The organism is Cupriavidus sp. 10L45 (assembly GCF_056395225.1).
In genome coordinates, this window is the sequence record NZ_JBFTJC010000003.1 from 1 (window position 1) to 23142 (window position 23142).

The following is a 23142-nucleotide window of genomic DNA, read 5'->3' on the forward strand; positions in this document are numbered from 1 at the left end:
CGGTAGCTAAAGGTTGATTCGTTCAGTTTTATTGCTTTTCGCTGTTCGCCGTTGTTTTGTTGTGGCGTTGCGATGGGATGAACTATACGGGGCGATAAGTGACGTAAATCCGCTGAAGTCTCACGTAGTTATTCAAATTTTTTGAAATTGGATTTTTCCACCGCGCTTTTGCACGATAGACTCCACCCGAGCCGTTCTTGACACGGCGCCGGAGCTGCCGATGGTCCGCCTGCTGATGCTGCTGCTGGGAGTCGATTACCTGCGTACCCGATGGAAGGGGCTGGCCTGGGCCGGGGCGGTCAGCATGGTGGTGGGCACCGTGCTGTTCGTCGATGCGCTGGACGGCAAACTCGATTTTCCGATCGAGCCCTTCGCCTGGCTGCTGCTGCTCGAAGGACTGGCCACGCTGGCCGTGGCCTCGACCGGCATGGGCGGGCAGCGGACGCTGCGCTACGTCAAGGGCGTCGCCTTCAGTGTGGCGGCGATTCTCGTGCTGGCCGGCCATCACCATGGCCACATGATCCTGTCGTTGATCTTTGGCACGCTGTTTCTTGCCGATGGCCTGCTGCAGGTGGCTTCGGCGCATGTCGTGCGCTTTCGCACCTGGCGTCTGGCAATGGCCGGCGGCCTGCTCGAAATCGCGTTTGCCATCTTCTTCATCCAACCCTATCCGACTCACTACGTTGGCACGGTGCCGTACTGCGTGGGGCTCGGGTTGATCTTCGGCGGCTGGAACATGTTGCTGCTGGCGTCGCGCGTACGGCGTCTGCCCGCCGGTCCTGGCTCGAGGGATGATCCGGCGTTCACGTCGGACGGGGCTGCCAGACGGCGGCTGACGACATGGCGCGGCCCGCCTGCCGCAGACGAGCGCGCGTTGATCGTTCATGTGTGGACGCCGGTGGGCACCGCCAAGGCCGAGGCGCAGCGCCAGCCGATCATCGACCGCTACATCGCCGCCGTGGACCGCGACGGCGTCATTTCGACAGGCCATGCCGCGCTGGAGTCGCCGGAGGGGATCTATATCAGCCTCTATCCGGCCGTCGAGATCGACCGCTCTCCGGACGATTTTGCTCGCCTGCTGCGCGCCACGCGCGAGAACGACGTGCCCGGATTGTTCCAGCCGGACTATCCCACCGAATCAAGCGCGTGGTGTCCGTCCACGGTGCAGGTGCGCATTCGCAACTACGATGCCGAACGCCTGCGAACCTTCTGGCACGACGATCGGCAGAACACCACCTACAACCTGACGCACCGCAACTGCTCAAGTACCGTGGCGCAAGCGCTGGACGCCGCGCTGGAGGGCGCCGCCGCGCGCGTCTGGGCGCGCCTCGATGGCTGGTGGCCGCTGTTGCGGCTGCTTCTGACGCCGGAACTGTGGGTTGCCGCCCATCTGCGCAAGCGCGCTACCACCATGGCGTGGACGCCCGGCCTGACGCTCGACTACGCGCGCGCCATGAGCATGCTGGCCGATCCGCGCCCCTTCGCTTGGGCGACGGTGCTGGACGGGCTGACTGCACGACGATCCGGGCGCCAGTCGCGCTAGTTCACCGGACGGTTCCTGACCAGCCACGCTGCCATCCGACACGGGCGCCGATGCCGCAAATAAAAAAACCCCGCACATTGCGGGGTTTTTCTTCACAAGAACGGCTGACGGAGGATCAGAACGGAATATCGTCATCCATATCTTCAAAGCCGTTCGACGGGCTTTGCTGCGGGCGGCGTTGACCGCCGCCTTGTGCGCCGCCACCCTGGGCGCCGCCCTGGGCACGGCCGCCGCCGTAGCCGCCGCCACCACCGCCTGCGCCAGCACCACCGGCGCCGCCCTGGGCCTCGCGGCTGTAGCCGCCGCCACCGCCGCCGAAGCTGCCTTCCTCACCGCCGCCCGCCGAGCGGCCGCCCAGCATCTGCATCTGGTCCGCGACGATTTCGGTGCTGTACTTGTCCTGGCCAGCCTGGTCCTGCCACTTGCGCGTGCGGATGCGGCCTTCGATATAGACCGACGAGCCCTTCTTCAGGTACTGGCCGGCGATCTCCGCCAGCTTGCCGAAGAACGCGATGCGGTGCCACTCGGTGGCTTCCTTGAACTCGCCGGACTGCTTGTCCTTGTAGCGATCGGTCGTCGCCAGGCGAATGTTCGTCACGGCGTCGCCGCTGGGCATGTAGCGGGTTTCCGGGTCGGCGCCCAGGTTACCGACGAGAATGACTTTGTTGACCGATGCCATGTAAATGTTCTCCAAGAACCGCGCCCCGCTTCCCTGCGGCGGCACGGCATGACTGATTTGCTTGTGGGTCGTCCGTCACAGGACGTAAACGACAACACGGTAAACGACATCACGCGCCCCCGGATATCCGGTCGGGCGCGTGTAGATGCTAACCCCGTTAAGACGAAAAAGCGTTTCGGACTGCTACGGATATGACAACAAGTGTGTCTAACCCGCCACTGCCGACGCACCCTCCTGCCCGCGGGCCGGTGGCGCCTTCATGCTCCACGCGATTATAAGCCAGAGCACCAGCACGGCCGCGCAACCGAGGAATACCGCGCTGCGCCCCTCGTGCTTGAGCAGCCAGCCGCCCACCACACCGCCCAGGAACAGCCCCATCGCCTGGGTGGTGTTGTAAACCCCCAGCGCCGCGCCCCGCCCGGCCGCCGCGTAGCGCGACACCAGCGACGGCTGCATGGCCTCCAGCACGTTGAATGCAACAAAGAACAGCAGCAGTACACCCACTATCGGCCACAGGCCCTGCACCGCCGCGAACAGCAGCTGCACCACCGTCATCAGCGCCACCGAGGCCAGCAGCACCGGGCGCACCCGGCCATAGCGCTCGGCAGCCATCATCGGCCCCAGCATCAGCACGAAGGAGACCAGCACCACGGGCAGGTAGACCTTCCAATGCTGGTCCAGCGGCATACCGGCGTCGGCCAGCATGGCCGGCACGACCATGAACATCGCCACCTGGCTGGCGTGCAGCGCCAGCACGCCCACGTTCATGCGGATCAGGTCCGCATTCAGCAGCACCTGCCGGAACGGCATGCGCACCGGATGCGGCGGCGGCGGGGCCGGCACCAGGAACAGCGTCACGCCGATGGCCAGCACGCCCAGCACCGCCATCAGCCCGAAGATGCCGGACATGCCGATGCTCTTCAGCAGCGGCGAGGCAATCACCAGCGAGAGCGCGAAGGTCAGCCCGATGCTGCCGCCGACCATCGCCATGGCCTTGGTGCGATGGCGCTCGCGCGTCAGGTCGGCAATGCAGGCGGTGATGGCCGCCGAGATGGCGCCCATGCCCTGCATCGCCCGGCCGATGGTGATGCCAGCCAGGGTGTCCGAGAACGCCGCGACCAGCGCGCCGGCCACGAACAGCAGCAGCCCGGCCACCATGACCGGCTTGCGGCCGATGCGGTCGGACAGCCAGCCCAGCGGAATGTGGAGGAAGGCCTGCATCAGGCCATAGATGCCCATGGCCAGGCCGATGCGCTGGGCGTCCTGTCCGTCGGGCAGGCCGCGCGCGTACTCGGCGAACACCGGCAGGATCAGGAACAGGCCCAGCATGCGCAGCGCGAAGATGCTCGCCAGCGAGAGACTGGCACGCAACTCGCTTTTCGTCATGCGGTCGCGCGCGGGCGCCGTCTGGGCGGCCGGGTCGGCAAGATTGGCGGGCTGGGGAGAAGAAGGAATCGACGGCATTGCGCTCGTGAATGGAAATCTGACTCGGTCGATGCGAAGCACCCGGATGGTGGGCCATGTGGCGCCCGTCCGCATGCCGGATGGCCAACGGGCAACCCGGGAAACCGAAGTTCGGTATATTAGCAGGTTTGCTTCCCCGCGCTTTCCGGGTCACGCGGCGGCCGAACCGCCGCCTGGCGCCTGGGTCGGAGCGGCGCTTCAGGCGTTGTGCAAGGCACTTTGAACATTCCGTGAGACCGACCTGTCCGCCCCCGGCGGCAGCGGCGGCCTGGCTGGGCAACTAATCGGTATATGGAAGAAATCAAGATCCGTGGGGCGCGTACCCACAACCTGAAGAACATCAACCTCGACCTGCCGCGCAACAAGCTCATCGTGATCACGGGGCTGTCGGGGTCCGGCAAGTCGTCGCTGGCGTTCGACACGCTCTATGCCGAGGGCCAGCGCCGCTACGTCGAATCGCTGTCCGCCTACGCCCGCCAGTTCCTGCAGTTGATGGAGAAGCCCGATGTCGATCTGATCGAGGGCCTCTCCCCGGCCATCTCGATCGAGCAGAAGGCCACCAGCCACAACCCGCGCTCCACCGTGGGCACGGTCACCGAGATCCACGACTACCTGCGCCTGCTGTTCGCGCGCGCCGGCACGCCCTACTGCCCGGACCACCACATCGCGCTCCAGGCGCAGAGCGTCTCCCAGATGGTGGACGCCGCGCTGGCCCTGCCCGAGGACACCAAGCTGATGATCCTGGCGCCCGTGGTGGCGGACCGCAAGGGCGAGCATTCGGACTTGTTCGATACGATGCAGGCCCAGGGCTTCGTGCGTTTCCGCGTGCGCTCGGGCGGCGGCACGGCCCATGAGGCCGAGGCGAAGGTCTACGACATCGACTCGCTGCCCAAGCTCAAGAAGACCGAGAAACACAGCATCGAGGTGGTGGTGGACCGCGTGAAGGTACGCGCCGACCTCAAGCAGCGCCTGGCCGAATCGTTCGAAACCGCGCTGCGGCTGGCCGACGGCCGTGCCATCGCGCTGGAGATGGATACCGGGCACGAGCACGTGTTCAGTTCGCGCTTCGCCTGCCCGATCTGCTCGTATTCCCTTCAGGAACTGGAGCCCCGGCTGTTCTCGTTCAACAACCCGATGGGCGCCTGCCAGAGCTGCGACGGGCTGGGCCAGATCACCTTCTTCGATCCGAAGCGCGTGGTGGCCTTCCCCAATCTCTCGCTGGCCTCGGGCGCCATCAAGGGCTGGGACCGCCGCAACCAGTTCTACTTCCAGATGCTGCAAAGCCTGGCGGCGTTCTACGACTTCGACACCGATACCGCGTTCGAGGACCTGCCCGCCAACGTCCAGCAGGTGGTGCTGCACGGCTCGGGCGAGGTAGAGATCCCGTTCACGTATATCAACGAGAAAGGCCGCACCACGGTGCGCGCCCATGTGTTCGAGGGGATCATCCCGAACCTGGAGCGCCGCTACCGCGAGACCGATTCGGCGGCCGTGCGCGAGGAACTCGCCAAGTACCAGAACAACCAGCCCTGCCCGTCCTGCGAAGGCACCCGGCTGCGCACCGAGGCGCGCCACGTGAAGGTGGGCGAGGACGACCAGGCGCGGGCCATCTACGAGGTCAACGGCTGGCCGCTGCGCGACGCGCTGACGTGGTTCCTGACCCTGAACCTGCACGGCGCCAAGCGCGAGATTGCCGACAAGATCGTCAAGGAAATCACTGCGCGGCTGAACTTCCTGAACAACGTGGGGCTGGACTACCTGTCGCTGGAGCGCAGCGCCGACACGCTCTCGGGCGGCGAGGCCCAGCGCATCCGGCTGGCCTCCCAGATCGGCTCCGGGCTGACCGGCGTGATGTATGTGCTCGATGAGCCATCCATCGGCCTGCACCAACGCGACAACGACCGCCTGATCGGCACGCTCAAGCATCTGCGCGACATCGGCAACTCGGTGCTGGTGGTGGAGCACGACGAGGACATGATCCGCGCCTGCGACTACGTCGTGGACATCGGCCCCGGTGCCGGGGTACATGGCGGGATGATCGTGGCCGAGGGCACGCCGCCGCAGATCGAGGAGGCGCCGGGCTCGCTGACGGGCCAGTACCTGTCCGGCAAGCGCCGCATCGAGGTGCCCAAGACGCGCGCCAATCCGGACGAGGAGCGGCTGCTGCGCATCGTCAACGCCACCGGCAACAACCTGCGCAACGTGACCGCCGAGATTCCGGTGGGGCTGCTGACCTGCATCACCGGGGTGTCCGGCTCGGGCAAGTCCACGCTGATCAACGACACGCTCTACCACGCCGTGGCGCGCCACCTGTACGGCAGCACGGCCGAGCCGGCCGCGCACGACCATATCGAAGGGCTGGAGCACTTCGACAAGGTCATCAACGTCGACCAGAGCCCGATCGGTCGCACGCCGCGCTCGAACCCCGCCACCTACACCGGCCTGTTCACGCCGATCCGCGAGCTGTTCGCGGGCGTGCCGTCGGCCAAGGAGCGCGGCTACGATCCGGGCCGGTTCTCGTTCAATGTGAAGGGCGGCCGCTGCGAGTCCTGCCAGGGCGACGGCGTGATCAAGGTGGAGATGCACTTCCTGCCCGACGTCTACGTGCCGTGCGATGTCTGCCACGGCCAGCGCTACAACCGCGAGACGCTGGAAGTCCTCTACAAGGGCAAGAGCATTTCCGAGGTGCTGGACCTGACCGTGGAGCAGGCCCACGAGTTCTTCAGCGCCGTGCCGGTGGTGCGCCGCAAGCTGCAGACACTGCTGGATGTGGGGCTGGGCTATATCCGGCTGGGCCAGTCGGCCACCACGCTGTCTGGCGGGGAGGCGCAGCGGGTGAAGCTGTCGCTCGAACTGTCCAAGCGCGACACCGGCCGCACGCTCTACATCCTCGACGAGCCGACCACGGGCCTGCACTTCCATGACATCGAGCTGCTGCTCAAGGTCATCCACAAGCTGCGCGACCAGGGCAACACGGTGGTGATCATCGAACACAACCTGGATGTCATCAAGACCGCCGACTGGCTGCTGGACATGGGCCCCGAAGGCGGCGCCGGCGGCGGGCAGGTGATCGCCAAGGGCACGCCCGAGACCGTGGCCAAGAGCCGCGCCAGCTTCACTGGCAAGTACCTCGCCCCGCTGCTCAAGCGGGGATAAGACCGCACCCCGGGCGCGCTACCGCGTCTGGGCTTCCGGCACACCGGTCACGCCGGCGGGCGGGTCTTCCTTCATCCGGCTGCGGTTCATCAGCCCGGCCTGCTCCAGCACCGGGTAGGCCGTGGCGCAGAACAGCGAGTTGAGTCGCTTCATTTCGCTGATGACGTCCAGGTGGAGCGAGCTGGTCTCGATGCTCTCCGTCGTCTGCACCGCCACGCGCTGCAAATGCGTCCGCGCGTACTTCCGCTCCAGTTCGCGGAAGTTGGCCTTCTCGCCCATCAGCTGCTGGGCGCTGCGGATATCCCCGTTCAGGAACACCGACAAACCCAGGCGCAGGTTGGCCACCAGTCGGCCATGCATCTCGGTGATCTCCTGCATGCCGGCCTCGGAGAACGCCAGGTTGTGGGCGATCTTCTTGTCCTTGGCGTCCAGGATCACCCGTTCGATCAGGTCGCCCGCATGTTCGAGGTTGATGGTCAGCGAGATGATTTCCGTCCAGCGCTGGCCGTCGTGCTCGTCCAGCGCCTCGGTGCTGATCTGGGTCAGGTACAGCTTGATGGCCGTGTAGAGGTCGTCCACCTCGTTGTCGATGCGGCAGGTGGCCGTGGCGAGCTTGGCGTCGTTGGTGCGCAGCACGCGCAGCATGTTGTCCAGCATCTGCTCGATGCGGTCGCCGATGCGGAGCACCTCGCGCGCGGCATTGGACAGCGCCAGCGTGGGCGTGGGCAGCGCGGCGGGGTCGAGGTGGCGCGGCGTGACCTGGCTGTCGCCGGTGTTGCGGCCGGGCAGGATGGCCTCGCAGATCCGCGCCAGGGGCGCCGTGGCGCCCAGCAGCAGCGCGGCCAGCGCCAGGTTGAACAGCAGGTGGAAATTGACGATGAGCCGCTGCGGGTCGGTGCTGACCAGCGCCAGCAGTTCCTCGGCCTGGTTCAGCAGCGGCAGCGCGATCACGCACCCGAGCAGCCGCGACAGCAGGTTGCCCAGCGTCACGCGCTTGCCCGGCTGGTTGTTGCCCGAGGTGGTCAGCAGCGCCGAGATCCCCGACCCCAGGTTGGCGCCGAGCACCAGCGCCAGCGCCACATGGATCGACACCACGCCCGCCGACGCCAGCGCGCCGCAGAACAGCACCACGGCCAGGCTCGAATAGCAGAGGATGGTCAGCACCGCGCCAATCAGCATGTCGAGCGCGGCATCGCCGGTCAGCGTGCTGAACAGCACCTTCACGCCGGCCGCCTGCACCACGGGGCGCGTGGCGATCGAGATCAGCTCCAGCGCGAGCGTAATCAGCCCGAGCCCGATCAGCACCCGGCCCACGTGCCCGGGGCGGCTGCCCTTCCAGCTCAGGTGGAGAATCACGCCGACGAAGATCAGCAGCGGTGAGAGCCACGACAGGTCCATCGAGAAGACCTGCACCATCAGCGCGGTGCCGACGTTGGCGCCGAGCATGATGGCGAGCGCGGGCGCCACGGCGATCAGGCCCTGTCCCACGAACGAACTGACGATGACGGCGGTGGCGTTGCTGCTCTGCACAAGCCCGGTCACGCCGAGCCCGGCCGCGAAAGCCGTGAAGCGGTTCGACACGCTGACTGACAGCACATGGCGCAGATTGGCGCCATACACGCGCAGGATGCCGACCTTGACGATGTTGGTGCCCCAGACCAGGAGCGCCACGCCAGATAGAAGATGGAGAAGTACGCCCATTGCGCGTCCTTATTCCTTCGTGACCGGTGCCGATGTCAGCAATCGAGGCTCCGCCCGGTCATCATGTTGTTGTCAAGGGGGCATTATGCGCCGCGCCCCCGGACCCGGCAATGGAGGGGAAAACAACGGCGGGCGCGGGCGCAGGGCTCAGTGGCCCTCGAAATTGCAGACCGTGAACAGCGGCAGGCCGCTCTTGTGCAACAGCTTCGAGCCGCCGAGTTCAGGCAGGTCGACAATCGCCGCGCCCTCCACCACGGTCGCACCCAGACGCTCCAGCAGCTTGCGGCCGGCCATCATGGTGCCGCCGGTGGCGATCAGGTCGTCGACCAGCAGCACGCGATCACCGGGCTTGCAGGCATCGGCGTGGATCTCCACGGTGGCGCTGCCGTACTCGAGCTCGTACTCCTCGGCCACGGTCTGGAACGGCAGCTTGCCCTTCTTGCGGATCGGCACGAAGCCGAGGTTCAGCTCGTACGCGATGATCGAGCCGAGGATGAAGCCGCGCGCGTCGATGCCGGCCACGAGGTCCAGCTCCTGGTCCATGTAGCGGTGCACGAATACGTCGATCAGCACGCGCAGGGTCTTGGGGTTCTGCAGCAGCGGGGTGATGTCGCGGAACATCACGCCGGGCTGGGGCCAGTCCGGCACGGTGCGGATGCGGTCACGCAGGTAACCGGTGACGTCGCCGAGGTCGGGGGACTGGATGAGGGAATCTGCCATGGGGATTTGCGTCGAAATGGAAATCGCGTGCCGCCTGCGGTAACGGGCTACCACCCGCCCCGCGCAGGGCCGCCGCACAATGGCCCGGCCGGCCTGGACCGGCTCCGGACACCCGTAACCATACAGGAGACTGCAATGGCCAAGAAAATTCTGATGCTGGTTGGCGACTTCGCCGAAGACTACGAAACGATGGTGCCCTTCCAGGCACTCCAGATGGTGGGCCACGTGGTCCACGCCGTCTGCCCGGACAAGAAGGCCGGCGACCACTGCGCCACGGCCATCCACGACTTCGAGGGCGACCAGACCTACACCGAGAAGCGCGGCCACAACTTCACGCTGAACGCGACGTTTGCCGATGTCGATCCGGCTGCGTATGACGCAATCGTCATTCCGGGCGGCCGCGCCCCCGAATACCTCCGCCTGAACGACCGCGTGCTGGAGATCGTGCGCCACTTCGCCACGGCGAACAAGCCGATCGCGGCGGTCTGCCACGGCGCCCAGTTGCTGGCCGCGGCCGGCGTGCTCGAAGGCCGCACCTGCTCCGCCTACCCGGCCTGCGCGCCGGAAGTCCGGCTGGCGGGCGGCAAGTACGCCGATATTCCGGTCGATCAGGCCCATACCGACGGCAACCTCGTCACCGCGCCCGCGTGGCCGGCCCACCCGGCATGGCTGGCCCAGTTCCTGACCGTGATCGGGACCCGGATCACCCAGTAGTCATCCAGTCGACGTACAGTAGAGCCTTCCGAACGCGGCGCCAGTCCCCGGCGCCGCCGTCGCAGGAGGCATGCCGATGTGCGAGATCTTCGTCCGGGCCAATCCCGATTCCTACCAGACCCAGTCCCGCTCGCTGCGGCTGCACGGCGTGGCCACGAGCATCCGCCTGGAAAACCTGTTCTGGGAAGTGCTGGAGGAACTGGCGCAGCGCGACGCGATGACGGTCAACCAGTTGCTGACCCGGCTCCATGACGAACTGGCCGAGCATCGCGGCGAAGTGTCGCTGTCGGCCAATTTCGCGTCATTCCTGCGTGTGTGCTGCTTGCGTTACCTGATGCTGCAGGGCGAAGGGCGGATTCCAGCCGATAGCCACGTGCCGATCCGATCACTTGACGCCCACGCGGTGCTGGACGGCCTGCCGCCGTCCTGGGGCGGCGAAGGCTCCTCCCTCAATTCCTGAGCCGCTCTCTATATATAGAGGCGCTCAATCCCGCAGCAGCCGTTCCTCGGCGGACTCCAGTGCCTCCGGCGTGCCGCGCAGCACCACGATATCGCCCGGTTCCAGCACGGTCTCCGGCTGCGGATCGAAGGCGCGGATGCCGCGCCGGCGCACCGCCGTCACCTCCACCCCGATCCGCTCCAGCCCCAGCGCGCCCAGCCGGCGGCCCACGGCCGTGTGCTCGGCGCCGAGCGAGACCGAATGGAGCCGCACGGTGTCGCGCTCGATCATGTCCTCTTCGTCGTCCCGACCGTGGAAGTAGCCGCGCAGCAGGCTGTAGCGCGCGTCACGGGCCTGCTGCACGCCGCGCACCACGCGGCGCATCGGCACACCCAGCAGCACCAGCGCGTGCGAGGCCAGCATCAGGCTGCCCTCGATGATCTCGGGCACCACCTCGGTGGCGCCGGCCTTCTGGAGCGTGTCCAGCTCGGAATCGTCCACGGTCCGCACGATCACGGGCAGCGCCGGCGCCAGCTCCTGCACGTGGTGCAGCACCCGCAGCGCCGACGGCGTGTTGGCATAGGTCACAATCAGCGCGGCGGCGCGGTGGATACCAGCGGCGATCAGCGCCTCGCGGCGGCCGGCATCGCCATAGACCACGGTGTCGCCGGCCCCGGCGGCCTCGCGCACGCGGTCCGGGTCGAGGTCGAGCGCCACGTAGTTGATGCCCTCGCGCTCGAGCATATGCGCCAGGTTCTGCCCGCTGCGGCCAAATCCGCAGATGATCGCGTGCTTCTCGGTCTGCAGGCTCTGGGCGGCGATGCGGGTCATGTTCAGCGACTGCATCAGCCATTCGTTGGCGGCAAAGCGCAGCACGATGGTGTCGCTGTACTGAATCAGGAACGGCGCCGCCAGCATCGACAGCAGCATCGAGGCCAGGATGACCTGGATCAGCACCGGATCCACCAGCCCGATACCATCGATCTGGTTCAGCAGCACGAAGCCGAACTCCCCCGCCTGCGCCAGCCCCAGCCCGGTACGGATGGCCACGCCCTGCCGGGAGCCGAACAGCCGCGCCAGCACCGTGATCAGCACCAGCTTGAACAGGATCGGCACGAACAGCAGGCCCAGCACCAGCCAGATGTGGTCGATCACCACATTGATGTTCAACAGCATGCCGATGGTGACGAAGAACAGCCCCAGCAGCACGTCGCGGAACGGCTTGATGTCCTCCTCCACCTGGTGCCGGTAAGGCGTTTCCGAGATCAGCATGCCGGCCATGAACGCGCCGAGCGCCATCGACAGGCCCAGCCGCTCGGTCAGCGCGGCCATGCCGAGCGTGACCAGCAGCAGGTTCAGCATGAACAGTTCCTGCGAGCGCCGCGCCGCCACCACGTGGAACCAGCGGCTCATCACGCGCTGGCCAAGGAAGAAGATCAGGCCGAGGGCCACCACGATCTTGACCGTGGCCACCCCCAGCGCCGCCGCCAGCTCGCCGGGGTCGCGCGAGAGCGCCGGGATGACGATCAGCAGCGGCACCACGGCCAGATCCTGGAACAGCAGCACGCTGATGATGTTGCGGCCGTGCTCCGCCTCCAGCTCCATGCGCTCGGAAAGCATCTTGGAGACGATGGCCGTCGAGGACATGGCCAGCGCCCCGCCCAGCGCCACCGAGGCCTGCCAGGTCAGCCCGATCCAGGCCGAGAGCGCCCATCCGGCCGCTACCACGAGCAGCATCGTCAGCACCACCTGGGAGCCGCCCAGCCCGAATACGAGCCGTTTCATCGAGCGGAGCTTGCCCAGGTTGAACTCGAGCCCGATCGAGAACATCAGGAAGACCACGCCGAATTCGGCCAGGTACTTGGTCTGGGCGGAATCGTTGGCCAGCGCGAGCGCGTGGGGACCGATCAGGATGCCCACCGCCAGGTAGCCCAGCATGGGTGGCAGTTGCAGCATGCGGAAGGCCACCACGCCAAGAACGGCGGCGGCCAGCAGCACGAGGGTCAGTTCCAGCGGAGAATGCATTCGGCGGGCTTCGGGGAAGACTTGGGGCTTGACCTGGAACGAGCCGGCCGGGCACGCGCGCCGTCCCGGCATCGGTGCCTCGCCGGGGAAACACGGCAAGCGGCGGTCGCCCGGACCCCATGGCAGAAAAGCCGGGCCGGTCGCCATCGCATTCGTTGGTATACTTCGTCGCCATGATAGCCAATTTCGATGCGGAACGAGCACTTAAGCTCGCTCGCCACACCCTCCAGATCGAAGCCGACGCCGTTTCCGCGCTGGCTGACCGACTGACGCCCGCGTTTACCAAGGCGGTCCAGATGATCCTGGGCTGCACCGGACGCGTGGTCGTGTCCGGCATCGGCAAGTCCGGCCATATCGGCCGCAAAGTGGCGGCCACGCTGGCTTCCACGGGTACGCCGTCGTTCTTCGTGCACCCGGCCGAGGCCAGCCACGGCGACCTGGGCATGATCACCCGCGACGACGTGCTGATTGCGTTCTCCAATTCCGGCGAGACGGCCGAGCTGCTGTCGATCGTCCCGATCGTCAAGCGCATCGGCGCCGGGCTGATCTCGGTCACCGGGAACCCGGAATCGAACCTCGCCAAGCTGTCCGATGCCCATCTGGACGGCGCCGTGGCCCAGGAGGCCTGCCCGCTGAACCTGGCCCCGACGGCCAGCACCACGGCGGCGCTGGCGCTGGGCGACGCCCTGGCCGTGGCCGTGCTGGATGCGCGCGGCTTTGGCGAGGAAGACTTCGCCCGTTCGCACCCGGGCGGCGCGCTGGGCCGCAAGCTGCTGACCCACGTGCGCGACGTCATGCGCACCGGCAACGGCGTGCCCGAGGTGCGTGAAAACACCCCGCTGGCCCAGGCGCTGATGGAAATCACCCGCAAGGGCCTGGCCATGACGGCCGTGGTGGACCCGGACGGCCACGCCATCGGCGTGTTCACCGACGGCGACCTGCGCCGCCTGCTGGAAACCCCGCGCGACTGGCGCACCGTGCCCATCGGCGAGGTCATGCACCGTAACCCCCACGTGGTGAACCAGGACCAGCTGGCCGTGGAAGCGGTGCAGATCATGGAAGCGAACCGCATCAACCAGCTGCTGGTGGTCGATGGCGACGGCAAGCTCGTGGGCGCGCTCCACATCCATGACCTGACCCGCGCCAAGGTCATCTGAGCGGGGCCGGCGATGCGCGACTTCTTCGGCAGGATCTCCGGTCTGGTCATGCGGCTGCTGCCGCTGCTGCTAATGGCGATGGTCGCCGGCAGCACGTTCTGGCTGGTGCAGATCAACTCGCCCCATGAGGACGAGGCCGCCCAGAACCGCGCCAAGCGCCATGAGGCGGACTACTACATGGACCGCTTCTCGGCCACGGAACTGGACACGACCGGCGCCACCAAGATGCGCTTCACCGGCGTGAAGATGATCCATTTCGAGGACGACCAGACCTACGAGGTGACCACGCCGGCCATGCGCGCCTACCAGCCGGACCGCCCCCCGGTCACGGTCAACGCGGACCGGGGCGTGATGAACTCGGAGGGCTCGGTCATCGACCTGTACGGCAATGCCTTCCTGGTACGGCAACCCGGCGTGGATCCGTCGAAGGACCCGCGCATGACCGCTGCATCGCAATATTTCCAGTTGCTGGTCAATGACGACATCGTCAAGACCGATAAAGCGGTACAACTCACGCGCGGCCCGTCGGTGATGACGGCCAACGGACTGGTCTTCAACAATGTCACGCGCGAAGTACAATTGCTCGGCAACGTACGCGGCACCATCGTCATGAATCCGCCGTCGGGGCAGGCCCGGACCACGCAGTAAGCACAACAACAAGCACGCCAGGCGCCGGCAACGGATCGCCCGTCATTCTCTCAGCTGACCAACATGACCCCATCCCTGACGACGTTGTCCTGTCGCCGCATCGTGCCCGCCCTGGCGGTGGCAATCGCCGCGCTCGGCGCGACCCTGGCCCAGCCGGCCCTGGCGGAGCGTGCCGACAAGGACAAGCCGCTGGTGCTGGAGGCCAACAACGCCAGCTATGACGACGTGAAGCAGATCTATACGCTGACCGGCAACGTCGTGCTGACCAAGGGCACGATGGTGCTGAAGTCGGACGCCGCGCAGATCCGCACCGACCCCGAGGGCTACCAGTACGCGGTGGCCACGGCCAATCCGGGACGCCAGGCGTATATCCGCCAGAAGCGCGACGGCGTGGACGAATACATCGATGGCTGGGGCGACCGCATCGAGTACGACGGCAAGCAGGAAATGTCGAAGCTGATCGGTCATGCCCGCGCGGCGCGCATCGCCGGCGCGAAGACCGTCGACGAGATCCGCGGCGCCGTGATCACCTACGACAGCCGCAACGAGTACTACACGGCTGCCGGCGGCGACAACAACACCTCCACCGGCAACCCGTCCGGCCGCGTGCGCGCCGTGCTCTCGCCGCGCGCGGACCCGGCCAGCGGCGCCGCCGCGCCGCCACCGCCGCTGGAACTGAAGCCGGCGCCCGCGCCCGGCAAGCCCTGAACCCCGGACGCGCCCGCCGCGTCACGCATGCATTGACCTGATGAACGACTCCGCCACGCTCGCCCCGAACGCCTCCGCAGCCCCGTCGGCCGCCCGTACCGACAGCAGCACGCTGGTCGTGCGCCACCTGAAGAAGCGCTACGGTTCGCGCACCGTGGTCAAGGACGTCTCGCTGGACGTGAAGAGCGGCGAGGTGGTCGGCCTGCTCGGTCCGAACGGCGCCGGCAAGACCACGTCGTTCTACATGATCGTGGGCCTGGTGGCACTGGATGAGGGCGACATCGTGCTGGACGACCAGCACATCAGCGGCCTGCCGATCCACGAGCGCGCCCGCATGGGCCTGTCCTACCTGCCGCAGGAGGCCTCGGTCTTCCGCAAGCTCAACGTCGAGGAAAACATCCGCGCCGTGCTCGAGTTGCAATTGGAGAAGGGCAAGCCGCTGCCGAAGGCCGAGATCGAACGCCGCCTGGATTCGCTGCTGGACGACCTGCAGATCGCCCATCTGCGCAACAACCCGGCGCTGTCGCTCTCCGGCGGCGAGCGCCGCCGCGTGGAAATTGCCCGGGCGCTGGCCTCCGCGCCGCGCTTCATCCTGCTGGACGAGCCGTTCGCCGGCGTGGACCCCATCGCCGTGGGCGAAATCCAGCGCATCGTGAGCTTCCTGAAGGCGCGCAACATCGGCGTGCTGATCACCGACCACAACGTGCGCGAGACGCTCGGCATCTGCGACCACGCCTACATCATCAGCGAAGGCACGGTGCTGGCCGCCGGCCAGCCTGAGGAAATCATCGCCAACGAGTCCGTGCGACGCGTGTACCTGGGCGAAAATTTCCGCATGTGACCCATCGGCCGCCGCGTGCGGCCGCGCTTCTCCCGGCCTCCACGGCGACAGCCGGGGTCGATCAGGAAGTCAGAGCGATAGGCGATAGCAATTTCCGTTCCATAGTCGGAAGGATGCGCATAGAATAGGTCGCATGAAACCGTCGCTTCAGCTTCGTCTCTCGCAACATCTGGCATTGACCCCGCAGCTGCAACAGTCGATTCGATTGTTGCAGCTCTCGACGCTTGAACTCCAGCAGGAAGTGGAACAGGCGCTGACCGAAAATCCCCTGCTCGAACGCGAAAACGACTGGATCGAAAGCCCGCTGCGGGTAGCCGCCGATGGCTCGGTCAACCTCCAGAGCGCCCCCGCGCCGGCCTCCTCCGAGCCACAGCCCAACGGCGACGCGCGCACCGATGGCGCGTCCGGCGGTGAGGACGACAACTACAACGACAACGGCAGCGAGGACTACGGCAGCGACTGGAGCCTCGACGACTTCGCCCGCCGCCCCCAGGGCGACGAGGACGAAAAGTCGCCGATGCAGTTGCGCGATGCCGAGCCCACGCTGCGCGAGCACCTGATGGGGCAGTTGGCCCCGCTGAAGATCTCGGTGCGCGACAAGGGCCTGGCCATCTTCCTGATCGAATCGCTCGACGATGACGGCTACCTGAGCGCCTCGCTCGAGGAAATCTGCACCGAACTGCCCGAGGAACTCGAATTCGAGATCGACGAAGTCCACGCGATCCTGACCCTGCTGCAGAGCTTCGACCCGCCCGGCGTGGGCGCGCGCAATGCCGCGGAGTGCCTCAGCCTGCAATTGCGTCGCCTGAAGCACTCGCATCGTGAGCTGGCGCTGACCATCGTCAATCATCATCTGGAACTGCTGGCCGTGCGCGACTACACGCGGCTAAAGAAAGCGCTCCAGGTGGACGAAATAGCACTGAAGGCGGCACACGAACTGATTCGCTCGCTGGCGCCGTATCCGGGGCACGCGTTCAACCGTCCCGAGGCCGACTTCGTGGTGCCCGACGTGTTCGTGCGCAAGAGCGGCAGCGGGTGGATCGCGGCGCTCAATCCGGATGTCATGCCACGGCTGCGCATCAACGACATGTATGCGCAGATCCTGCGCGGCGCGAAGGGCGAAACGGGGACGGCAGGCCTGCAGCAGAAGCTTCAGGAGGCGCGGTGGCTTATCAAGAACATCCAGCAACGATTCGATACGATCCTGCGTGTTTCGCAGGCAATTGTGGAACGTCAAAAGAACTTTTTCACGCATGGCGAAATCGCGATGCGCCCCTTGGTTTTGCGGGAAATAGCCGATACACTCGGTTTACATGAGTCGACCATTTCCCGGGTCACCACGAATAAGTACATGGCCACGCCCATGGGTACTTTCGAGTTGAAGTACTTCTTTGGGAGCCACGTCTCTACGGAGACTGGCGGCGCGGCCTCCTCCACGGCAATCCGCGCGCTGATCAAGCAACTGATAGGAGCCGAAGACCCCAGGAATCCTCTTTCCGACAGCCGGATCGCCGAACTGCTGGGTGAGCAAGGCTTCGTGGTCGCACGCCGCACGGTGGCGAAATACCGCGAAGCGCTCAAGATCCCCGCAGTCAATCTCCGCAAGACTTTGTAGCCGAGCCGCAACCGCCTGCCTGGTGCGGCTCTTTCAGAAGGAGAAGCGCTATGAACTTCAAGATCAGTGGACACCACCTCGACATCACGCCCCCGCTGCGTGAGTATGTGGAAACGAAACTGGAGCGAATTGTCAGGCATTTCGATCAGGTCATCGGCGTGAGCGTGCTGCTATCGGTGGACAACCACAAGGAGAAGGACCGGCGCCAGTACGCGGAAATCAATCTGCATCTGAAGGGGAAGGACATCTTCGTCGAAGCGCATCATGAAGATCTGTATGCGGCGATCGACTGTCTGGTCGACAAGCTCGACCGCCAGGTCATCCGCTACAAGGACCGCGTACAGGGCCACGATCGCGAGGCGGTGAAGTACCAGATGGCCGCCCAGCAACTGACGCAGCAGTAGAGACCTGCAGGCAACCGAAAACAGAGCGGTTGCCGACCCTGCAGAGGACTGAAAAGAAGAGCTCAAGCCGCGCAATCAGCGCGGCTTTTTTGATGGGCGCGCGCCATGGCGGTGACGGTGCGGGCACCTGGAATGTTTCGTTACCTTATTGCCACGCCGGAGGGCGACCCGGGGCCCCCGGGAGCGGTCAAAATGGGAACAAGTGTTCGCAAGCCGCCCGCCTCGGTGTATGCTCCGCCATACAAATAACGACAGGACGGCCCCGGGACACCCCGGGTGGGCAAGCCGGCCGGCACGTCGTGGCACCGCCGCGACCCCGGCGCTGCATCGCAAAATCGCGGTGGAGCCCTGCTCTATAATGGCCGGACGCTCCAATGCGGGCGTCCCAGACAAGATCTCGGTACCCAAGTTTCGCCCCGAATCCGGCGGGACGGCCTTCGCGCCCCGGCCCGCTAACCTGACTTCTCGCGCATCGCCCATGAATCGTTTGGCCAAATTGCTGCCACCCGGCAACATCCATCTCGACGTCACCGTCACCAGCAAGAAGCGGGTGTTCGAGCAAGCCGGGCTCCTGTTCGAGAACAACCATGGCGTGGCGCGTGCTACCGTGACCGATAACCTGTTCGCGCGCGAATCGCTGGGTTCCACGGGTCTGGGTGCCGGCGTGGCCATTCCGCATGGCCGCATCAAGGGTCTCAAGCAGCCGCTGGCCGGCTTCATGCGCCTGGCCGAGCCCATTCCGTTCGAATCGCCGGACGGCAAGCCGGTGTCGCTGTTGATCTTCCTGCTCGTGCCGGAACAGGCCACGCAACAACATCTGGAAATCCTGTCGGAAATCGCCCAACTGCTCTCGGACCGCGAGATGCGCGAGGGCCTCGCCACACTGCCCACGTCGGAAGCGGTGCATGATCTGCTGACGCAGTGGCACCCCTGACTCCCGCCCCAACGGCCGCCTGAAACGGCCTGTCCGCCCCCGAAAGTCATACGCGCATGGAACTCACCGGCGTCACCTCGCAGTCGATCTTCGACGACAACGCAGCCGATATCAAGCTCTCGTGGGTCGCTGGCCTGGAAGGGGCCGACCGGGCCTTCGACGTGGAATTCGCCCGCGAAGCCACCTCGGCGGCGGACCTCGTCGGCCACTTGAACCTGATCCACCCGAACCGGATCCAGGTGCTCGGCAAGCCGGAAATCCTCTACTACCAGCGCCTCGACGACGAGCCGCGCAAGCGCCAGATGGGGGAGCTGATCCTGCTCGAGCCGCCGTTCCTCGTCGTGGCGGATGGCATGGAGCCGCCGCCAGACCTGGAGCTGCGCTGCACGCGCTCGTCCACGCCGCTGTTCACCACGCCGGTGTCGTCGGCGGCTGTGATCGACCATCTGCGGCTCTACCTGTCGCGCATCTCCGCCCCGCGCGTGACGATGCACGGCGTGTTCCTCGACATCCTCGGCATGGGCGTGCTGATCATGGGCGAGTCCGGCCTGGGCAAGAGCGAACTGGGCCTGGAACTGATCTCGCGCGGCCACGGTCTCGTGGCCGACGATGCGGTGGATTTCGTGCGACTCGGACCCGACTTCATCGAGGGCCGCTGCCCGCCGCTGCTGCAGAACCTGCTGGAAGTGCGCGGCCTGGGCCTGCTCGACATCAAGACGATCTTCGGCGAGACGGCCGTGCGCCGGAAGATGAAGCTCAAGCTCGTGGTGCAGCTCGTGCGCCGCAACGACGGCGAGTTCGAGCGCCTGCCGCTTGACTCGCAATACCTCGATGTCCTGGGCCTGCCAATCCACATGGTGAAGATCCAGGTGGCAGCCGGCCGCAACCTGGCCGTGCTGGTCGAGGCTGCGGTGCGCAATACGATACTGCGCCTGCGCGGCATCGACACCTTGCGCGACTTCATGGACCGTCAGCGCGCCGCCATGCAGGCGGACGTGGTCTCGCGCGGCCAGGGCCGCCTGCTCTGATGCGGTGGCGCGTCAACGCGCCACGGCTCTCCATCGTTTGTGCTGTAATGGGCATCGAGCCAATGGATCGGACCCATTCGTAGTGTTTCCACAGCCAAGGAGAGAAGCATGAAGAAGCTGATCGCGATGTGTTTGCTGGTGACCCCGCTGCTGGCCACGGGCGCGTTTGCCCAGAGTGCCTCGGCCCCCGCCGCCTCTGGCGCCAAGGCGCCCAACGCCCAACAGGACAAGATGAAGGCCTGCAACGCCCAGGCCACCGGCAAGAAGGGCGACGAGCGCAACAAGTTCATGAGCGACTGCCTCTCCAACAAGCCCGCCGCCGCCGCCGAACCCAAGACCCAGCAGGACAAGATGACCGCCTGCAGCAAGCAGGGCAAGGGCAAGAAGGGCGACGACTACAAGAAGTTCATGAGCGATTGCCTGTCCAAGCCGGCGGCCTGATCGTCACTTTTTGTGCGCCGGGTGTCATGACGCAGCCATCACCCGGTGCTATCCTTGCAGGGCTATGCGGATCCTCCTCATCACCGGAATCTCCGGCTCCGGCAAGTCTGTCGCCCTCAATGTCCTGGAAGATGCAGGCTACTACTGCGTCGACAACCTCCCGGCACAATTCCTGCCCGAGCTGACCAGCTACCTGGCCGAGCAGGGCTATACCCACCTGGGCGTGGCCACCGACATTCGCAGCCGCGAGTCGCTGGCGCGGCTGCCGGACACCGTGCGCCAACTGGCCGCCGCCGGCCATCAGGTGCAGGTGCTGTTCCTGACCGCCAACACCGACGCGCTGGTGCAGCGCTACTCCGAAACACGCCGCCGCCACCCGTTGTCCGGGCGCGTGGCCGAGGTACCCGCCCTGCCGGGCAGCGCCAATGCCGATGCGGCACCGCACGATACCTCGCTGATCGAAGCCATCGAGATGGAGCGCGAGCTGCTGAGCCCGCTGGCCGAATCGGCGCACCGTATCGACACCAGCAACGTCCGCACCAACACGCTGCGCAGCTGGATCAAAGAGTTGATCCGGGGCGAGGACAGCCAGCAGCTCACGCTGCTGTTCGAATCGTTCGGCTTCAAGCATGGCGTGCCGAGTGACGCGGACATGGTCTTCGACGTGCGCTCGCTGCCCAACCCCTACTACGACCTCGCGCTGCGCCCCCTCACGGGCCGCGATGTGCCGGTGATCGACTTCCTGCAAAGCCAGCCGATGGTGCTGGCGATGGCCGAGGACATCCGCGCCTACGTGGAGAAGTGGCTGCCGAGTTTCATTGCCGATAACCGCAGCTACCTGACCGTGGCGATCGGCTGCACGGGCGGCCAGCACCGCTCGGTGTTTATCGCGGAAAGACTTGCCAACTACTTCCGGGCACATGGTAATGTGCTGGTCAGGCACCGCGAGCTTGCCCCGGCAGGCTGACGCGCCAACGTCCCTCCCTGGTAGTGGAACCGGAACCGGCATCGCATGTCGTCACATCCACCAGACACTGGTCATTCGACGCATCCCGCGCCTGATCTGGACGCGCTGCCCCTGTTTCCGCTCCACACGGTACTGTTTCCCGATGGCCGCCTGCCGCTGCGCGTATTCGAGGCGCGCTATGTGGACATGGTGCGCAACTGCATGCGCGACCACACGCCGTTCGGCGTCTGCCTGATCGCGAGTGGCAACGAGGTGGCGCAGCAGGACCAGCCCACCGTGCCCGAAGACGTGGGCTGCCTGGCCGATATCGTCGACTGCAATATGGAGCAACTGGGCGTGCTGCTGATCGAGGCGCGCGGCCGGCAACGCTTCCAGGTCCTTTCCCACAGCACGCGTGATGACGGCCTGATCGTGGCCCGGGTGGAGTTGCTGCCGCCCGACGAGATCGACTGCAAGCTCGAATTGCTCGGCGAATGCCTGTCGGCGCTGCGGCGCATCGTCAGCGCCATCCATGCAGAGCAGGCCGACAAGTCGCGCCTGCCCTTCAACGAGCCGTATCACTGGGACGACCCGAGCTGGGTCGCCAACCGGCTCTGCGAATTGCTGCCCGTGCCGCTCAAGGCCAAGCAAATGCTGATGGCGCTACCCGATGCCGGCATGCGCATCGAGATCGTCCACCGCTACATGCGTCAGCATCACATCGTCTGACGCCTCTCGCCGTTTCCTGAATTTTCCCTAGAACAAGCCGCCGCGCGCCTGATCTTCGAGCAGCCGCCGCACCGGTGCGGGCGTGCCGAGCGCATCGAGATCGTCGAGCGACAGCCAGCGCCGGCTGACGCCATCGTCCGCGCCGCCGCGCAGCGCCAGCGCGCCCAGGTCCACCCGCACCGCGCGGATCAACAGGCGGAAGTGCGTGAACACGTGCGTCAGCTCCCCGGCCAGCGTCGCAGAGGTCGGCTCGCCGAATTGCCGGGCGACCTCGCGCGCGGCGTCCTCGGCTGCGTCTGCATCGAAGGGCACCGTGTCGACGGGCATCTCGGGCAGGCTCCACAGGCCGCCCCAGATACCGCTGTCGGGTCGTAGATTGACGAGAACGTCGCGGCCGTGGCGGATGATCAGCATGACGGTGCTGCGCTCGGGAATCGCGGCACGCGGCTTGGGCGTCGGCAGCGTGCCGGTCAGGTTCTCGCGGCGCGCCACGCATTCGGCGGCCAGCGGGCAGGCCGCCGCATCGGCCAGACAAGCCGGCTTGCCGCGCGAGCAGATCGTCGCGCCCAGGTCCATCAACCCCTGCGTGTAGGCCACCATGTCTTCGGCCTGATGCGGGCCGGCGGGCGGCAAGGCGCGCTCGGCCAGCGCCCACATCCGCATCTCGATGGCCCGCTCGCCCGGATAGCCGTGCATGCCGAACACGCGCGCGAACACGCGCTTCACGTTGCCGTCGAGGATGGGCGAGCGCACGCCGGCGCTGAACGCGGCGATGGCAGCCGCCGTCGAGCGGCCGATGCCGGGCAGCGTAACCAGCACGGCCGGATCGGTCGGGAACTCGCCGCCGTGGTCGTCCATGACCGTCTTCGCGCAGCGGTGCAGGTTGCGCGCGCGCGAGTAGTAGCCCAGGCCAGCCCAGAGCGCCATGACGGCGTCGGCCGGCGCGGCGGCCAGCGCGGCCACGGTGGGCAGCGCGGTCACGAAGCGCTGGAAGTACTCGATCACCGCCGCCACCTGGGTCTGCTGGAGCATGATCTCGGACAGCCAGATCCGGTACGGGTCGCGCGTGTTCTGCCACGGCAGGTCGTGCCGGCCATGCGTGCGCTGCCACGTCACCACGCGGGCGCCGAAGTCGTCGGGCACGGCAATGTCGGGGCTGGCTGGGAGGGTGGGGGCGGCGGCTGACTTGCGGGGCATTGCGGGGCGGTGGGGAAAAGAAAAGCGCCGCTCTAAGGCGGCGCCACATGATA

The 23142-nt window shown here is 66.3% G+C and carries 21 protein-coding genes; 15 read left to right on the forward strand and 6 right to left on the reverse strand.

Annotation, left to right across the window (positions count from 1 at the left end):
• The first annotated feature begins 220 nt into the window (after nt 1-220).
• Nucleotides 221-1543 (forward strand): HdeD family acid-resistance protein, encoded by a 1323-nt coding sequence (locus tag AC1DFU_RS05895; protein WP_441593628.1) that lies wholly within the window; start codon nt 221-223, stop codon nt 1541-1543.
• Nucleotides 1544-1658: 115 nt separating this feature from the next.
• Here AC1DFU_RS05895 and AC1DFU_RS05900 read toward each other — a convergent pair whose 3' ends face one another.
• A complete protein-coding gene (locus AC1DFU_RS05900; RefSeq protein ID WP_092291718.1) occupies nt 1659-2222 on the reverse strand; it encodes a single-stranded DNA-binding protein in 564 nt (187 codons plus the stop codon).
• A 207-nt stretch (nt 2223-2429) separates the two neighbouring features.
• A complete protein-coding gene (locus AC1DFU_RS05905; RefSeq protein WP_441593629.1) occupies nt 2430-3686 on the reverse strand; it encodes an MFS transporter in 1257 nt (418 codons plus the stop codon).
• Between the two features lie 291 nt (nt 3687-3977).
• Here AC1DFU_RS05905 and uvrA point away from each other — a divergent pair, with 291 nt between their 5' ends.
• On the forward strand, nt 3978-6842 hold the full coding sequence (uvrA, locus tag AC1DFU_RS05910) for an excinuclease ABC subunit UvrA (protein WP_092291714.1): 2865 nt from the start codon (nt 3978-3980) through the stop codon (nt 6840-6842).
• An 18-nt stretch (nt 6843-6860) separates the two neighbouring features.
• Here the strand turns inward: uvrA and AC1DFU_RS05915 are convergent, their stop codons facing one another.
• Together AC1DFU_RS05915 and AC1DFU_RS05920 are read right to left on the reverse strand one after the other, a co-directional pair.
• Nucleotides 6861-8543, reverse strand: a complete 1683-nt coding sequence (locus AC1DFU_RS05915) for a Na/Pi cotransporter family protein (protein WP_092291712.1) — start codon at nt 8541-8543, stop codon at nt 6861-6863.
• A gap of 147 nt (nt 8544-8690) precedes the next feature.
• Nucleotides 8691-9263, reverse strand: a complete 573-nt coding sequence (locus AC1DFU_RS05920) for an adenine phosphoribosyltransferase (RefSeq protein ID WP_092291710.1) — start codon at nt 9261-9263, stop codon at nt 8691-8693.
• Nucleotides 9264-9398: 135 nt separating this feature from the next.
• Here AC1DFU_RS05920 and AC1DFU_RS05925 point away from each other — a divergent pair, with 135 nt between their 5' ends.
• A complete protein-coding gene (locus AC1DFU_RS05925; protein WP_441593630.1) occupies nt 9399-9977 on the forward strand; it encodes a DJ-1/PfpI family protein in 579 nt (192 codons plus the stop codon).
• Nucleotides 9978-10053: 76 nt separating this feature from the next.
• Complete coding sequence (locus tag AC1DFU_RS05930) at nt 10054-10437, forward strand: ribbon-helix-helix domain-containing protein (RefSeq protein WP_092291706.1); 384 nt, start codon at nt 10054-10056, stop codon at nt 10435-10437.
• Nucleotides 10438-10461: 24 nt separating this feature from the next.
• Here AC1DFU_RS05930 and AC1DFU_RS05935 read toward each other — a convergent pair whose 3' ends face one another.
• Nucleotides 10462-12441, reverse strand: a complete 1980-nt coding sequence (locus AC1DFU_RS05935; RefSeq protein ID WP_092291704.1) for a monovalent cation:proton antiporter family protein — start codon at nt 12439-12441, stop codon at nt 10462-10464.
• A gap of 173 nt (nt 12442-12614) precedes the next feature.
• Between AC1DFU_RS05935 and AC1DFU_RS05940 the strand changes: the two genes are divergently transcribed.
• From AC1DFU_RS05940 to AC1DFU_RS05990, 11 genes are all read left to right on the forward strand, one after another.
• On the forward strand, nt 12615-13598 hold the full coding sequence (locus AC1DFU_RS05940) for a KpsF/GutQ family sugar-phosphate isomerase (RefSeq protein WP_092292131.1): 984 nt from the start codon (nt 12615-12617) through the stop codon (nt 13596-13598).
• A 12-nt stretch (nt 13599-13610) separates the two neighbouring features.
• Complete coding sequence (gene lptC / locus AC1DFU_RS05945) at nt 13611-14246, forward strand: LPS export ABC transporter periplasmic protein LptC (protein ID WP_092291702.1); 636 nt, start codon at nt 13611-13613, stop codon at nt 14244-14246.
• A 63-nt stretch (nt 14247-14309) separates the two neighbouring features.
• Nucleotides 14310-14954 (forward strand): lipopolysaccharide transport periplasmic protein LptA, encoded by a 645-nt coding sequence (gene lptA, locus AC1DFU_RS05950; RefSeq protein WP_441593631.1) that lies wholly within the window; start codon nt 14310-14312, stop codon nt 14952-14954.
• A gap of 40 nt (nt 14955-14994) precedes the next feature.
• Entirely contained in the window at nt 14995-15795 is an 801-nt protein-coding gene (gene lptB, locus AC1DFU_RS05955; protein WP_092291698.1) for an LPS export ABC transporter ATP-binding protein, read from the forward strand.
• Nucleotides 15796-15928: 133 nt separating this feature from the next.
• Nucleotides 15929-17410 carry an RNA polymerase factor sigma-54 gene (locus AC1DFU_RS05960; RefSeq protein WP_092291696.1) on the forward strand — a complete coding sequence of 494 codons (1482 nt, stop codon included), beginning with the start codon at nt 15929-15931 and terminating at the stop codon, nt 17408-17410.
• A 50-nt stretch (nt 17411-17460) separates the two neighbouring features.
• The gene (gene hpf, locus AC1DFU_RS05965) at nt 17461-17814 is read left to right on the forward strand and encodes a ribosome hibernation-promoting factor, HPF/YfiA family (protein WP_092291692.1); all 354 of its coding nucleotides are present in this window, start codon (nt 17461-17463) and stop codon (nt 17812-17814) included.
• Between the two features lie 478 nt (nt 17815-18292).
• Nucleotides 18293-18748 (forward strand): PTS sugar transporter subunit IIA, encoded by a 456-nt coding sequence (locus AC1DFU_RS05970; RefSeq protein ID WP_092291690.1) that lies wholly within the window; start codon nt 18293-18295, stop codon nt 18746-18748.
• Nucleotides 18749-18804: 56 nt separating this feature from the next.
• Nucleotides 18805-19776: an HPr(Ser) kinase/phosphatase gene (gene hprK, locus AC1DFU_RS05975; RefSeq protein ID WP_008650955.1), complete on the forward strand. Its 972-nt coding sequence runs from the start codon at nt 18805-18807 to the stop codon at nt 19774-19776.
• Nucleotides 19777-19884: 108 nt separating this feature from the next.
• Nucleotides 19885-20217: a PsiF family protein gene (locus AC1DFU_RS05980; RefSeq protein WP_092291688.1), complete on the forward strand. Its 333-nt coding sequence runs from the start codon at nt 19885-19887 to the stop codon at nt 20215-20217.
• Nucleotides 20218-20281: 64 nt separating this feature from the next.
• Nucleotides 20282-21184, forward strand: a complete 903-nt coding sequence (gene rapZ / locus AC1DFU_RS05985) for an RNase adapter RapZ (RefSeq protein ID WP_441593632.1) — start codon at nt 20282-20284, stop codon at nt 21182-21184.
• Nucleotides 21185-21229: 45 nt separating this feature from the next.
• Entirely contained in the window at nt 21230-21892 is a 663-nt protein-coding gene (locus AC1DFU_RS05990) for an LON peptidase substrate-binding domain-containing protein (RefSeq protein ID WP_441593633.1), read from the forward strand.
• A 27-nt stretch (nt 21893-21919) separates the two neighbouring features.
• Here the strand turns inward: AC1DFU_RS05990 and mutY are convergent, their stop codons facing one another.
• On the reverse strand, nt 21920-23089 hold the full coding sequence (mutY, locus tag AC1DFU_RS05995; protein WP_441593634.1) for an A/G-specific adenine glycosylase: 1170 nt from the start codon (nt 23087-23089) through the stop codon (nt 21920-21922).
• Between the last annotated feature and the right edge of the window lie 53 nt (nt 23090-23142).